Source organism: Variovorax sp. PDC80 (assembly GCF_900115375.1).
In the GTDB taxonomy this organism is placed as follows: Bacteria; Pseudomonadota; Gammaproteobacteria; order Burkholderiales; family Burkholderiaceae_C; genus Variovorax.
In genome coordinates this window covers 22,179-35,162 of the sequence record NZ_FOWG01000018.1, presented here as the reverse complement: position 1 = coordinate 35,162, position 12,984 = coordinate 22,179, and the positions used below count along the sequence as shown (strand labels likewise).

The window sequence follows — 12,984 nt, the reverse complement described above, 5'->3', positions numbered from 1 at the left end:
TTGACGACCCCGGCGGCCGAGGGCGACGACGCGCTGCGGCGCATGAAGCGCGTGGCGCTGGGCCTGCTGTGCGCCGCCGCGGCGCTCTATGCGGTCGCCACGGTGCTGCACGACCGGCACCCGGTGTTCGGCTACCTCGCGGCCTTCGCCGAGGCCGCGATGGTCGGCGCCATCGCCGACTGGTTCGCGGTGGTGGCGCTGTTCCGCCATCCGCTGGGGCTGCCGATCCCGCACACCGCGATCATCCCGAGCAACAAGGACCGCATCGGCGCCAAGCTCGCGGGCTTCATCTGCAACAACTTCCTGAGCACCGCGCAGGTGCTCGCGAAGCTGCGCGAGTTCGATCCGGCCGGCCGCATGGCCGAGTGGCTCGCGCGGCCGGCCAGCGGCGAGCGGCTCGGCGAATGGGGCGTGGCCGCCACGCGCTACGGGCTCTCGGCCTTCGACGACGCGCGCGTGCGCGACTTCATCGGCAAGGCCGCGGCGGCCGGGCTCGAGAAGATCGACCTGTCGCAGCTCATGGGCCAGACGCTGGGCGCGCTGACCGCGGGCGGGCGCCACCAGGCGCTGCTCGACGGCGTGCTCGAGCAGCTCGCGGGCGTGCTCGACGGCGAGGAGGTGCAGGCGCACATCACGGAGGCGATCGCGCGCGAGATCAAGACGCTGCGCTTCGTGGGCCTCGACCAGGTGGCGGCGCGCCTGGCCACGCGCAAGATCGTGGCGGCCGTGGCCCACACCATCGCCGAGCTCGCGGCCGAGCCCGCGCATCCGATGCGGCGGCGCTTCGACCATTTCGTCGACGACTTCATCGTGCGGCTGCAGCACGACCCCGAATTCCACGCGCGCGGCGAGCGCATCCGCGCCGAGCTGATCGCGCACCCGGCGCTGGGCGACTACCTGCACGGGCTGTGGGGCGAGCTGCTGGCCTGGCTGCACGAGGACCTCGGCCGCGGCGATTCGACGATCCGCCGCCGCATCGCGTCGATGGCGGCCGCGCTCGGCCAGCGGTTGCAGGGCGACGAGGCGATCCGGCGCTGGATCAACGAGCAGATCGAGGCCGCGGCGCCGCTCGCGATCGAGCGCTACCGCGAGGACATCCGGCGCTACATCGTGGAGCGCGTGGCGCAGTGGAACACCGAGGAGATGACGGCCGAGCTCGAGCGCAACATCGGGCGCGACCTGCAGTTCATCCGCGTCAACGGCACGCTGGTGGGCGGGCTCGTGGGGCTGCTCATCCACGCGGCAACGCAGCTGCTGCGCGCCTGAGCGGCGAGCCTCAGCCGGCGCGTTGCTGCGCGATCACCAGCAGCCCGTCCATGATCAGGCTCTCGACCAGCTCGAAGTGGCCGTTCATCACGGGCGCCATCTTCCAGCCCGCGCCGCCGGTCATGTAGCAGGCCGGCTCGGCGCCGCAGTGCGAGCGCACGTGCTGCACCATGCGCTCGACCGCGCCGGCGATGGCGTAGGTGCCGCCGCTGGTCAGCGCGTCGCTGGTGTTGGTGGGGAATTCGCGCACCTCGCCGGTGGGCACGTGCAGGCCCGCGGTGCCCGACTCGAGCGCGCGCAGCATGATGCCGTGGCCCGGCAGGATCAGGCCGCCGAGGAACTTGCCGTCGGCATCGACGGCCTCGACCGTGACCGCGGTGCCGATCAGCACCACCACCATGGGCCGCGGCGCGCCTTCGCGCAGCATGCGGTGGCGCGCGCCGATCATGGCGACCCAGCGGTCGGCGCCGAGGCGCGTGGGATGGTCGTAGCCGTTGACGATGCCGGCCTCGGCAAGGCTGGGCATGACCCAGCGCGGCGGACAGTCGAAGCGCTCGACCACCTGCTCCTCGGCGCGGCGGCGCAGCGCATCGCCGGCGACGACGCAGCCGAGCATGCTGGAAGGCGATGGAAGATCGGCCCAGGGGCCGTCGGCGAGCCGCTCGATGTGATCGAGGAACTCTGCACCCTGCGCCAGCAGGGCGGCGCCGGGGCGAGCCGCATCGTAGAGCGCCCACTTGAGGCGCGTGTTGCCGATGTCGATCGCGAGAAAGGGAGCGGTGGCTGCGGACATGCGCGGCATTATTGCGACTTTGTGACGATTCCTGCTGTCGCGGTGTTGTCGGTCGCGGTCGGGGACTACGCAGGGGCACCCCGGCGCGCCGCTACATTCGCGAATTCCATCGACCACCGACCAAGGAGAGAACCATGGGATTGTTGAGTTTCATCAAGGAAGCGGGTGAGAAGCTGTTCGGCGGCTCGTCGGCCCAGGCGGCCGAACCCGATGCCAACGACAAGGCCGCTGCCGCCATCAAGACCTACATCGAGACGCAGAACCTCGGCCTCACGAACCTCGCCGTGACCTATGTCGCGAGCACCGGCATCGTGACGCTGGCGGGCAACGCACCCTCGCAGGAAGCCAGCGAGAAAGCCTCGCTCGCGGCCGGCAACGTGGCCAACGTGACGAGCGTGGAGAACAACCTGGTCGCGCCCGCGGCACCGCCCGCGCAGTACCACGACGTGGTCAAGGGCGACACGCTGTCGGCCATCTCCAAGAAGTACTACGGCGACGCCAACAAGTACAACGCGATCTTCGAGGCGAACAAGCCGATGCTTTCGCATCCGGACAAGATCTATCCGGGGCAGAAGCTGCGGATTCCGCCGTTGAACTGAGCTTCGGCGCGACCCTCACAGGAAAAGGCCCGCGGCTTGCCCGCGGGCCTTTTTCTTTGAACTCGGCGACTTGCCGAATGTCGCCTCAATAGCAACAATCGTCGCCCAATGAGCAACGATTCTTCCTTGATGGACCTGCTGTTCCCCGCCGCGCGGCAGCGCGTGCTGGCGGTGCTGCTGCTGCAGCCGCAGTCCGCGTTCCATCTGCGCGAGCTGGCGCGCCTGACCGACAGCCATGCGGGCACGCTCGCGCGCGAGGTGGACAAGCTGGCGCGCACCGGTCTGCTGAAGCGCAGCGAACAAGGCAACCAGGTGCGCTACAACGCCGACACCCGCCATCCCCTGTTCGAGGACCTCGCGGCGATGTTTCGCAAGACACATGGCGTGGTGCCTGCCGTGCGCGAAGCGCTGGCACCGCTGGATGCGCAGATCCGGTTCGCGCTGGTCTTCGGCTCGATCGCGCGCGGCACGCCATCGCCCGGCAGCGACGTGGATCTGCTCGTGCTGGGCAGCGTCGACTTCATGACGCTCGCGCAGGCGGTGTTTCCCCTGCACGCGACGCTGGGCCGCGAAGTGAACACGGTGCTCTACACAACCGAGGAATTTGCACGGCGCGCACGCGCCGGCGATGCCTTCGCACGCGACATACTCGCCAAACCCAAACTGCTCGTGAAGGGAGGAGCGGATGAGCTTGCAGAACTTGCAGGCGATCGGGCGGCTGCAGGTCCACCAGCCTGACGCCGCGGGCATCGCCAAGCTGCTTCAGGCGGCGCGTCGCAACCTGGCCGACGCGCATGTCGCACAGGTCAGCACCGACAACCGCTTCGATGCGGCCTACAAGTGCATCATGCAATGCGCGATGCTGGGCCTGTGGGCCAACGGCTACCGCACGGCCACCAGCCAACCGGGCCATCACCAGACGGCCATCCAGAGCCTGGGGCTGACGATCGGCGTGGCGCAACCGGACATCATCGTGCTCGATGCGCTGCGCCGGCAACGCAACGTGAGCGACTACGAGGGCGACCCGATCTCCAATGCCGCGCTCCAGGCCTGCATCGACCAGGCCGCGCAATTGCTGGCTGGTGCCGAGGGTTGGCTGCGCGCCCATCGGCCCGATCTGCTGTCCCCTTAGCGGCTCAGTTCTGCTTCCAGGGCAACCCCCGCTTGCGCCACCCACCGACCTGCCCCCGGTGCCCGCTCTCATCCGGGTTCCCCTCGAACCCCTCGAGGATGTTGTAAGCCTCCACCCCCAGCTCAGTCGCCCGCTTCGCAGCCGCGATCGAACGCACACCGCTGCGGCACAACAGCACCACCTTCTTCCCACCCTCGCCAGCCGCACGCACGCCCTCGTCGAAGCCGGGGTTCAACGCCATCCCCGGCCATTGCTTCCACGCCAGCGGCACCGCGCCCGGCACGAAGCCGACCCACTCGCGCTCGGCATCGGTGCGCACGTCGACCAGCACGGCCTCGCCGCTGGCCATCCATTGCGCCGCCTGTTCGGGCGTCACGTCGCCGGCATAGCCTTTTTCACCCACGGGTTCGGTCATCTTCTGCATTCCTTCCAATTCGATCGATGGCAAGAGGGTTCCCACGAAGCGGCGGCCATCTTTACCGGTTCCCGGTGGCCGTCGGATGGTGAAATTTTTCACCGGTTCGTGAAAACCCTGTTTGTCGTGTTTTGCTTGCGCGCCAAAGATGGCGGCTTGGCCTGTCAACCATAACTCCAAGAGGCGGCCTGGGATTTCCCCAGTCAGACCTATGGAGAGAGACAACATGACAGACAGCAAACCGACCCGCCGTCGCAGCCTGCTCAAGGGCGCCGCGGTGGCCGCGGGCGCCATGTCGGCGCCGATGGTCGCCATGGCCCAGACCACCACCCTGCGCTTCCAGAGCACCTGGCCGGCCAAGGACATCTTCCACGAGTACGCGCAGGACTACGCCAAGAAGGTCAACGACATGGCCGGCAGCCGCCTCAAGATCGAGGTGCTGCCCGCGGGCTCGGTGGTGCCGGCCTTCCAGCTGCTCGACGCCGTCGCCAAGGGCACGCTCGACGGCGGCCACGGCGTGGTCGCCTACTGGTACGGCAAGAACTCCGCGCTCGCGCTCTGGGGTTCGGGCCCGGGCTACGGCATGGACGCCAACATGATCCTGGCCTGGCACACCTACGGCGGCGGCAAGGCGCTGATGGAGGAGATCTACAAGAGCCTCAACCTCGACGTCGCCTCGTACCTCTACGGTCCGATGCCCACGCAGCCGCTGGGCTGGTTCAAGAAGCCGGTGTCCAAGGCCGAGGACATGAAGGGCCTGAAGTTCCGCACCGTGGGCCTCGCGGTCGACGTGTTCACCGACATGGGCGCGGCCGTGAACCCGCTGCCCGGCGGCGAGATCGTGCCCGCGCTCGACCGCGGCCTGATCGACGCGGCCGAGTTCAACAACGCCTCGAGCGACCGCGTGCTGGGCTTCCCCGACGTGGCCAAGAACTGCATGCTGCAGAGCTTCCACCAGTGCGGCGAGCAGTTCGAGGTGCTGTGGAACGGCCCCAAGCTGCGCGCGCTGCCGCCCGAGCTCAAGGCCGTGATCGAGTACGCGACCCAGGCCGCGAGCGCCGACATGAGCTGGAAGGCGATCGACCGCAACTCCAAGGACTACGAGGAGCTCAAGAAGAGCGGCATCAAGTTCTACAAGACGCCCGACACGGTGCTGCGCGCGCAGCTCGCCTCGTGGGACAAGACCATCGCGAAGAAGTCGGCCGAGAACCCGCTGTTCAAGAAGGTGCTCGATTCGCAGCGCGCCTTCGCCGAGCGCGCGGGCCAGTGGCAGAACGACTACTCGGTCGATTTCAAGATGGCCTACAACCACTACTTCGGACGGCAGGCCAAAAAGACCTGAACGGGTCTTCCGGCCAGAGAAAGAACGCGAGGGCACCCCGAGGCGGGTGCCCTCTTCTCATTCCCGATTTCGCCTAACGCTGGCCGCGCACGACGCGCGCAGCGCCCGGCGAGGAGTTTCGTCCCGATGCAATCCTTCCTGTTGGCGGTCGACCGGTTCTCGACGTGGATCGGCAAGACTTTCGCCTGGTGTGCCCTGCTGCTCACGCTGCTGATCAGCTGGGAGGTGTTCTCGCGCTACGTGCTCAACCGCCCGCATGCCTGGGTGCTCGACGCGCAGATCATGCTCTACGGCGCCATGTTCATGACCGCCGGGGCCTACACGCTCTCGAAGAACGGCCACGTGCGCGGCGACGTGCTCTATGGCTTCTTCAGGCCGCGCACGCAGGCGCTGGTCGACCTGGTGCTCTACATCGTCTTCTTCCTGCCCGGCATCGTCGCGCTGACCTGGGCCGGCTGGATCTACGCGAGCGAGGCGCTCGCGATCCGCGAACAGACCTTCTCGGCCGAGCCGCTGCCGCTGTACCCGTTCAAGTTCATCATCCCGCTCGCGGGCTTCACCCTGCTGCTGCAGGGCTTCGTCGAGATCATCCGCTGCGTGCAGTGCATCCGCGACGGCGCCTGGCCCTCGCGCGAGCAGGACGTCGAGGAGGTCGACGTCGAGAAGCTCAAGGAGATGGTGCACGTGAAGGACGCCGACATCGCCGCGCTCGACCGCGTGGTGGTCGCCAACGAGGCACGGGAGGGCGCGCGATGAAGATCCGCCGCGAACTCTGGTTCGGCCTCACCTTCATGGCGCTGGTCGTGATCGCCGGCGCCACCATGCTGCTGCGCGCCGAGACCATCACCAACGGCCACCTGGGCCTGCTGATGCTGTCGCTCGTCGTGGTGGCGATCATGCTGGGCTTTCCCACCGCCTTCACGCTGATGGGCATGGGCATGCTCTTCACCTTCCTGGCCTACGAGCGCGACTGGCACCGCACGCTCGACCTGATGGTGCAGTCGGCCTACAAGACCATGGCCAACGACGTGCTGATCGCCGTGCCGCTGTTCGTCTTCATGGGCTACCTGGTCGAGCGCGCCAACCTGATCGAGTCGCTGTTCAAGAGCCTGCACCTCGCGCTCGCGCGGCTGCCGGGCGCGCTCGCGGTCGCCACGCTCGTGACCTGCACCATCTTCGCGACCGCCACCGGCATCGTCGGCGCGGTGGTCACGCTGATGGGCCTCTTGGCGCTGCCCGCGATGCTGCGCGGCGGCTACAGCGTGCCGCTGGCCGCGGGCGCGATCACGGCGGGCGGCTGCCTCGGCATCCTGATCCCGCCCTCGGTGCTGCTGATCGTCTACGGCGCCACCGCCGGCGTGTCGGTGGTGCAGCTCTACGCGGGCGCCTTCTTCCCGGGCCTGATGCTGGCCGGCCTCTACGTGGTCTACGTGATCCTGATCGCCAAGCTCAAGCCGCAGTGGGCACCGCCGCTGTCGGCCGCCGAGCGCGTGGTGCCGCTGCCGCCGCTGACGCAGCGGATCGCGGCCAGCCCGTCGGCGCATGCGCTGCTGGGCCTGCTCAAGGGCCGGCGCAATGCCGAGGTGCCGCTCTCACACGTGCTCAGGCAGCTCGGCATCGTGGCGCTGCCCGCCGTCATCTACGCGCTGCTGGCGCTGGGCAGCTACCAGGCCGTGACCACGGTCGAGGCCGAGGCGCGCTACGACATCGAGGAGATCGGTGCGTCGCGCGGCAGCAGCAGCGGCAGCGGCAGCAGTTCGGGCGGCTTGCAGGAACCGCCGGCCGAAGGTGGCCTGCAGGAGCCGCCGAGCGAGGGCGGGCTGCAGGAACCGCCGAGCGAGGAGCCCGCGGCCGGCGCCGTCGCCGAACCGCCGGGCGCCGAAGCACCGCCGGCGGCGCCCGCGCCCGCCGTCGCGCAGACCGCGCAGACCGCGCCGGCCGGCGCCAGCACCCGGCCGCCGCCCACCTGGTGGGTCGCGACCTTCTCGGTGCTCGGCGCGATCACGGCGCTGTTCTACCTGTTCCTGAGCTTCGCGCGGCTCGAGATCTTCAAGATGCTGCTGGCCTCCTTCTTCCCGCTGGTGCTGCTGATCCTCTCGGTGCTGGGCTCGATCGTGCTGGGCCTGGCCACGCCCACCGAGGCCGCGGCCATGGGCGCGCTCGGCGGCATGCTGCTGGCGGCGGCCTACCGGCGGCTCAACCTCGCGGTGCTCAAGGAGTCGGTGTTCCTCACCGCCAAGACCTCGGCGATGGTGTGCTGGCTGTTCGTGGGCTCGGCCATCTTCTCGGCCGCCTTCGCGCTGCTCGGCGGCCAGGCGCTGGTCGAGGAATGGGTGCTGAGCATGAACCTCACGAAGGTGCAGTTCCTGCTGCTGAGCCAGGTGATCATCTTCCTGCTCGGCTGGCCGCTCGAGTGGACCGAGATCATCGTGATCTTCATGCCGATCTTCATCCCGCTGCTCGACAACTTCGGCGTCGATCCGCTGTTCTTCGGCCTCTTGGTGGCGCTGAACCTGCAGACCGCCTTCCTGTCGCCGCCGGTGGCGATGGCGGCCTTCTACCTCAAGGGCGTGAGCCCGCCGCATGTGACGCTGAACCAGATCTTCCTCGGCATGCTGCCCTTCATGGGCATCCAGATCTTCGCGATCTTCCTGCTCTACATGTGGCCGCAGATCGGCCTGTGGCTGCCGCAGCTGCTCTACAAGTAGTAAGAACGACGGCGGAGGGGAAACGCATGGCGGCGGCCGACCACCGACCGCCGCCATGCGCGCGGTCTCACTCGCCTTCGATCTTCGCGGCCTCGACCACCTTGCCCCAGCGCAGGGACTCGGCCTTGCTGTAGTCGGCGAGCTTCTGCGGGCTCATGTAGTCGGCCGTGGCGCCGAGCTCGGCGGCCTTCTGCTGGAAGGCCGGCGTGGCCACCACCTTGGCGATCTCGGCGCTGAGCTTGTCGATCACGGGCTGCGGCGTCTTCGCGGGTGCGAACACGGCGAACCACGAGGTCGCGTCGAGGTTCGGCAGCCCGACCTCGGCCGCGGTCGGCACGTTGGGCAGCGAGGCCACGCGCGCCTTGCCGGTGACGGCCACCGCGCGCAGCTTGCCCGACTGGATGAAGGGCATGAACGGCGGCGGCGTGCCGAAGGTCATGTCGACCTGCGCGCCCAGCAGGTCCTGCAGCGCCGGGCCGGTGCCCTTGTAGGGGATGTGCGTGAGCTGGATGCCGGCCTGCTGCTCGAGCATGGCGCCGGTCACGTGCTGCAGCGAGCCCGGGCCCGAGGAGGCATAGGTCAGCTTGCCCGGGTTGGCCTTGGCATAGGCGATCAGCTCGGCCATGGTCTTCACCGGCAGGCCCTCGCGCACCACCACCACCTGCGGCGCGCTCAGCACGTTGGCCACGGCGCGGAAGTCCTCGGGCACCCACTGCGCCTTCTGCTTCGTGACGTGGGGCGAGATCACGTGGTAGCCCGAGTACTGCATCAGCAGCGTGTGGCCGTCGGCCTCGGCGCGCTTGACCGCCACCGCCGCGATCACGCCGCTGGCGCCGCCGCGGTTGTCGACCACCACCGGCTGGCCCAGCGCCTTGCCCAGCGGGTCGGCGAGCATGCGCCCCGCGATGTCGGTGGTGCCGCCGGCGGCCGTGGGCACCAGCATCGTGATCGGCTTGGAGGGATAGGTCTGGGCCAGGGCCGGGCCGGCGAGCAGCGCGGCCGCTGCGAGCGCGGCGATGAAGCGAAGGGGTTGCATGCGAATGTCTCCTGGTCTTGTGGAATGAAAGGGAAGCGAAGCGGTCTCAGTGCGCGCGCGCGGCCTCGCGCGCCAGCGCGCGTTCGCGCGTGGCCTCGAAGTCCGCCGGCGGCGCATGCAGGTCGAGCCGGCGGCCGGCCTTGACGATCTGGCTCGGGATGTCGTGGCCGATCAGCGCCGGCAGCCGGCGCGCGGCCTCGATCACGCGCGCGAGGTCGACGCCGGTGTCCCAGCCCGAGAGCTCGAGCGCATGCACGATCTCCTCGCTGCAGACGTTGCCGGTGGCGCCCGGCGCATAGGGGCAGCCGCCGATGCCGCCGATCGAGGCATCGAAGCGGCGCGCGCCGGCGTCGATGCCGGCCAGCACGTTGGCCAGCCCCATGCCGCGCGTGTTGTGGAAGTGCAGCGTGAGCTCGGTGCCGGGCCAGCGCTGCAGGAAGGCGCGCGCGAGCCCGTGCACCTGGCCGGGCCAGGCCATGCCGGTGGTGTCGCACAGGGTGACGCCGCCGGCGCCGAGCTCCTCGACGAAGCGCTCGCACCAGCCGAGCACGCCGGCCTCGGCCACGTCGCCCTCGATCGGGCAGCCGAAGCTGCACGACAGCGAGACGTTGACCGCCACGCCGGCCTGGCGCGCGAGCGCGGCCACCTCGGCCAGCGCGCGGAACGACTGCTCGCGCATCATGCGCAGGTTGGCGAGGTTGTGGCTCTCGCTGGCCGACATCACGAGGTTCATCTCGTCCACGCGCGCATCGATGGCGCGCTCGGCACCGCGCACGTTGGGCACCAGCGCGGTGTAGGCCACGCCGTCCACGCGCTCGATCTCGCGCAGCACCACCTCGGCGTCGCGCAGCGCGGGAATGGCCTGCGGCGAGACGAAGGCCGAGACCTCGATCTTCGCCATGCCGGCGCGCGAGAGCGCGTTGCACAGCGCGATCTTGTCCTCGGTCGGCACGAAGGCCGCCTCGACCTGCAGGCCGTCGCGCAGGCCCACCTCGCACATCCGCACGCGGCGATCGCCGTCGAATGTTCTTCCGTTCCAGACCGCGTCGTTCATGCAACCACCTTCCTGCCGCGCAAGGCGGCGATGTCTTCCGATGTGAATCCGATCTCGCCGAGCACCGCGTCGGTGTCGTCGCCCAGCCGCGGCGCCGAGGAACGCACCGTGCCCGGCGTGCCCATGAGCTTGGGCACCACGCCGGGCACCTCGATCTCGTGGCCGTCGCGCGTGGACTGGCGCAGCAGCATCTCGCGCGCGCGGTAGTGCGGGTCCTCGGCGATGTCCTTCGCGGTGTAGACCTTGCCCGCGGGCACGCGCGCCGCGCCGAGGACTTCGAGCACCGTCGCCACCGACTGCGGCAGCGTCCAGGCCTCGATCGCCTGGTCGATCTCGGCCACGCGCGCCACGCGGCCCGCGTTGTTCGCGAGCGCGGGATCGGCGCCGAGGTCGTCGCGGCCGATGCGCTGCATGAGCCGGCGGAAGATGCTGTCGCCGTTGCCCGCGATCAGCACGTAGCCGTCGGCGCAGCGGTAGGCGTTCGAGGGCGCGATGCCCGGCAGCGCGCTGCCCGCGGCCTCGCGCACCGCGCCGAAGGCGCTGTACTCGGGCACCAGGCTCTCCATCACGTTGAACACCGCCTCGTTGAGCGCCACGTCGATGACCTGGCCGTGGCCGCCGTTGACCTTGCGGTGGTAGAGCGCGGTCAGCACGCCGATGGTGCCGTGCAGCGCGGCCAGCGTGTCGCCGATCGAGATGCCGCAGCGCACCGGCACCCGGCCCGGCTCGCCCGTGAGGTGGCGCAGCCCGCCCATCGCCTCGCCGATGGCGCCGAAGCCCGGCAGGTCGCGGTAGGGGCCGGTCTGGCCATAGCCCGAGATGCGCAGCATGACCAGGCCCGGGTTGCGCTCGCGCAGCACCTCGTAGCCCATGCCCCAGCCCTCGAGCGTGCCGGGGCGGAAGTTCTCGATCAGCACGTCGGCCTCGGCGATCAGCCGGCGCGCGATCTGCTGGCCCTCCTCGCTGCGCAGGTCGAGCGCCAGCGAGCGCTTGTTGCGCGACTGCACCTGCCACCAGACCGAGGTGCCGTCCTGCAGCAGGCGCCAGTTGCGCAGCGGGTCGCCGCTGCCGGGCGGCTCGATCTTGATCACGTCGGCGCCGAACTCGCCGAGCGTCTTGCCGGCGAAGGGGCCGGCGATCAGCTGGCCCATCTCGATGACGCGCAGGCCTTGCAGCGCGCCGGGACTCAGGGGAAGGTTCATGGCTTGGGGGCTTTCTCGGCGAAGGCGATGCCGGACGCATGCAGCGCGCCGCTCGCGGGGGAACGTGAAGCGGCCGACGGGCGCGGCTCGCGCCGGCGCAGCGATTCGGGCAGCGCGAAGGCCAGCAGCGCCGCGCACAGCAGCGCCAGCGCGCCGATGACGTAGAGCGCGGGCGTGGTGCTGCCGCTCAGGTCCTTGATGCGGCCCACCATCACCGGGCTCACGATGCCGCCGAGCTGGCCCAGGGTGTTGATCAGCGCGATGCCGCCGGCCGCGGCCGCGCCGCTCACCAGCTTGGGCGGCAGCGCCCAGAAGGCCGGGATCGAGGCGATCACGCCCGCGCCCATCACGGCCAGCGCGAGCACCAGCAGGTCGGTGTGGTGGTCGAACAGGCCGGCCGCGAAGAAGCCGATGGCCGCGAGCAGCAGCAGCGCGATCACGAAGCGGCGGCGCTCGCCGCTGCGGTCCGACAGCCGCCCGACCACCACCATCGCGATCGCGCCGCACAGGTAGGGCACGGCCGTCAGCAGGCCGATCGCCGTGGGATCGGTGCTGCCCGAGGCGCGGATCAGGTGCGGGGCCCAGAAGTTGAGACCATAGGACGCGACCTGGATCAGGAAGTAGATCAGCCCGAGCATGAGGAAGCCCGGCGTCTTCAGCGCGTCGAGCAGCGAGCCGTGGGCGCCGGCCGCGCCGCCCTGCTCGGCGATGCGCAGCGACAGCCGCGTGCGCTCGTCGGGCGTGAGCCAGTGCGCGTCGGCGATGCGGTCGTCGAGCCGCACGAACACCAGCAGGCCGAGCGCGATGCACGGCAGCCCGCCGACCAGGAACAGCCAGTGCCAGCCGGCCATGCCGAGCAGGCCGTCGAAGTGCGCGAGCACCAGGCCCGCGGCCGGCGCGCCGAACAGGCCCGCGAAGGCCGAGGCCAGGAACAGCATCGAGGTGATGCGGCCGCGGTGCGCGGCGGGGAACCACAGCGTGAGGTAGAACAGCACGCCGGGCGCGAAGCCCGCTTCCATCGCGCCGATCACGAAGCGCAGCGCATAGAACTGCCACTCGGTCTGCACGAACATCATGAGCGCGGTGGCCACGCCCCACGAGACCATGATGCGCGCGATCCAGCGCCGCGCGCCGACCTTGTAGAGCATCAGGTTGCTCGGCACCTCGAACAGCACGTAGCCGACCACGAACAGGCCGGCGCCGAAGCCGTAGGCGGTGTCGCTCAGGCCCAGGTCGCTCTGCAGCGCGAACTTGGCGAAGCTGATGTTGATGCGGTCGAAGAAGGCGAAGAGATAGCACACCATGATGAGCGGCATGATTCGCCACGCGACCTTGCGCACGATGGCGCCGTCGTCGTCGAGGAGGGAAGTGGGGGTAGCCATGGGAGCCTTTGTCTGCGCGGCTCGCCAGCACGACACCGCATTCGTTGCCCGGATT

General features: G+C 69.7%; 13 protein-coding genes. 7 read left to right on the top strand and 6 right to left on the bottom strand.

Annotation, left to right across the window (positions count from 1 at the left end):
- On the top strand, positions 1-1,266 hold the full coding sequence (locus tag BM109_RS36315) for a DUF445 domain-containing protein (protein ID WP_256223014.1): 1,266 nt from the start codon (positions 1-3) through the stop codon (positions 1,264-1,266).
- 10 nt (positions 1,267-1,276) lie between these two features.
- On the opposite strand, the gene BM109_RS36310 is transcribed toward BM109_RS36315, so the two are convergent.
- Positions 1,277-2,059, bottom strand: coding sequence for a type III pantothenate kinase (locus tag BM109_RS36310; protein WP_093354459.1), 783 nt, complete (start codon positions 2,057-2,059; stop codon positions 1,277-1,279).
- 134 nt (positions 2,060-2,193) lie between these two features.
- On the opposite strand from BM109_RS36310, the gene lysM reads away from it, so the two are divergent.
- The 3 genes from lysM to BM109_RS36295 all read left to right on the top strand — a co-directional run bounded on the left by lysM (position 2,194) and on the right by BM109_RS36295 (position 3,790).
- Positions 2,194-2,658 carry a peptidoglycan-binding protein LysM gene (gene lysM / locus BM109_RS36305; protein WP_093354195.1) on the top strand — a complete coding sequence of 155 codons (465 nt, stop codon included), beginning with the start codon at positions 2,194-2,196 and terminating at the stop codon, positions 2,656-2,658.
- A gap of 108 nt (positions 2,659-2,766) precedes the next feature.
- Positions 2,767-3,396 carry a nucleotidyltransferase domain-containing protein gene (locus BM109_RS36300; RefSeq protein WP_093354193.1) on the top strand — a complete coding sequence of 210 codons (630 nt, stop codon included), beginning with the start codon at positions 2,767-2,769 and terminating at the stop codon, positions 3,394-3,396.
- Positions 3,344-3,790: a DNA-binding protein gene (locus tag BM109_RS36295; RefSeq protein ID WP_093354190.1), complete on the top strand. Its 447-nt coding sequence runs from the start codon at positions 3,344-3,346 to the stop codon at positions 3,788-3,790. Before BM109_RS36300 ends, BM109_RS36295 begins: the two co-directional genes overlap by 53 nt.
- 4 nt (positions 3,791-3,794) lie before the next feature.
- Here the strand turns inward: BM109_RS36295 and BM109_RS36290 are convergent, their stop codons facing one another.
- Positions 3,795-4,205, bottom strand: a complete 411-nt coding sequence (locus BM109_RS36290) for a rhodanese-like domain-containing protein (RefSeq protein WP_093354456.1) — start codon at positions 4,203-4,205, stop codon at positions 3,795-3,797.
- A 226-nt stretch (positions 4,206-4,431) separates the two neighbouring features.
- Between BM109_RS36290 and BM109_RS36285 the strand changes: the two genes are divergently transcribed.
- The 3 genes from BM109_RS36285 to BM109_RS36275 all read left to right on the top strand — a co-directional run bounded on the left by BM109_RS36285 (position 4,432) and on the right by BM109_RS36275 (position 8,255).
- Positions 4,432-5,547 carry a TRAP transporter substrate-binding protein gene (locus BM109_RS36285; RefSeq protein ID WP_093354188.1) on the top strand — a complete coding sequence of 372 codons (1,116 nt, stop codon included), beginning with the start codon at positions 4,432-4,434 and terminating at the stop codon, positions 5,545-5,547.
- Positions 5,548-5,673: 126 nt separating this feature from the next.
- Positions 5,674-6,303, top strand: a complete 630-nt coding sequence (locus tag BM109_RS36280) for a TRAP transporter small permease subunit (protein ID WP_093354186.1) — start codon at positions 5,674-5,676, stop codon at positions 6,301-6,303.
- A complete protein-coding gene (locus BM109_RS36275; protein ID WP_093354184.1) occupies positions 6,300-8,255 on the top strand; it encodes a TRAP transporter large permease in 1,956 nt (651 codons plus the stop codon). The genes BM109_RS36280 and BM109_RS36275 overlap by 4 nt, the downstream gene beginning before the upstream one ends.
- 67 nt (positions 8,256-8,322) lie before the next feature.
- Here the strand turns inward: BM109_RS36275 and BM109_RS36270 are convergent, their stop codons facing one another.
- From BM109_RS36270 to BM109_RS36255, 4 genes are read right to left on the bottom strand one after another with little or no spacing between them, the layout of a single operon-like run.
- Positions 8,323-9,291: a Bug family tripartite tricarboxylate transporter substrate binding protein gene (locus tag BM109_RS36270; RefSeq protein ID WP_093354181.1), complete on the bottom strand. Its 969-nt coding sequence runs from the start codon at positions 9,289-9,291 to the stop codon at positions 8,323-8,325.
- Between the two features lie 46 nt (positions 9,292-9,337).
- Complete coding sequence (locus BM109_RS36265) at positions 9,338-10,345, bottom strand: hydroxymethylglutaryl-CoA lyase (RefSeq protein ID WP_093354179.1); 1,008 nt, start codon at positions 10,343-10,345, stop codon at positions 9,338-9,340.
- The gene (locus BM109_RS36260; protein WP_093354177.1) at positions 10,342-11,547 is read right to left on the bottom strand and encodes a CaiB/BaiF CoA transferase family protein; all 1,206 of its coding nucleotides are present in this window, start codon (positions 11,545-11,547) and stop codon (positions 10,342-10,344) included. Before BM109_RS36260 ends, BM109_RS36265 begins: the two co-directional genes overlap by 4 nt.
- Positions 11,544-12,929, bottom strand: a complete 1,386-nt coding sequence (locus tag BM109_RS36255) for an MFS transporter (RefSeq protein ID WP_093354175.1) — start codon at positions 12,927-12,929, stop codon at positions 11,544-11,546. Before BM109_RS36255 ends, BM109_RS36260 begins: the two co-directional genes overlap by 4 nt.
- Between the last annotated feature and the right edge of the window lie 55 nt (positions 12,930-12,984).

Excerpts from the sequence above, each read along its gene's own strand:
- BM109_RS36280 (WP_093354186.1), top strand. The coding sequence starts at position 5,674 with ATGCAATCCTTCCTGTTGGCGGTCGACCGGTTCTCGACGTGGATCGGC.
- BM109_RS36260 (WP_093354177.1), bottom strand. The coding sequence starts at position 11,547 with ATGAACCTTCCCCTGAGTCCCGGCGCGCTGCAAGGCCTGCGCGTCATC.
- BM109_RS36255 (WP_093354175.1), bottom strand. The coding sequence starts at position 12,929 with ATGGCTACCCCCACTTCCCTCCTCGACGACGACGGCGCCATCGTGCGC.
- BM109_RS36300 (WP_093354193.1), top strand. The coding sequence starts at position 2,767 with ATGAGCAACGATTCTTCCTTGATGGACCTGCTGTTCCCCGCCGCGCGG.
- BM109_RS36265 (WP_093354179.1), bottom strand. The coding sequence starts at position 10,345 with ATGAACGACGCGGTCTGGAACGGAAGAACATTCGACGGCGATCGCCGC.
- lysM (WP_093354195.1), top strand. The coding sequence starts at position 2,194 with ATGGGATTGTTGAGTTTCATCAAGGAAGCGGGTGAGAAGCTGTTCGGC.
- BM109_RS36275 (WP_093354184.1), top strand. The coding sequence starts at position 6,300 with ATGAAGATCCGCCGCGAACTCTGGTTCGGCCTCACCTTCATGGCGCTG.
- BM109_RS36295 (WP_093354190.1), top strand. The coding sequence starts at position 3,344 with ATGAGCTTGCAGAACTTGCAGGCGATCGGGCGGCTGCAGGTCCACCAG.
- BM109_RS36310 (WP_093354459.1), bottom strand. The coding sequence starts at position 2,059 with ATGTCCGCAGCCACCGCTCCCTTTCTCGCGATCGACATCGGCAACACG.
- BM109_RS36270 (WP_093354181.1), bottom strand. The coding sequence starts at position 9,291 with ATGCAACCCCTTCGCTTCATCGCCGCGCTCGCAGCGGCCGCGCTGCTC.
- BM109_RS36290 (WP_093354456.1), bottom strand. The coding sequence starts at position 4,205 with ATGACCGAACCCGTGGGTGAAAAAGGCTATGCCGGCGACGTGACGCCC.
- BM109_RS36285 (WP_093354188.1), top strand. The coding sequence starts at position 4,432 with ATGACAGACAGCAAACCGACCCGCCGTCGCAGCCTGCTCAAGGGCGCC.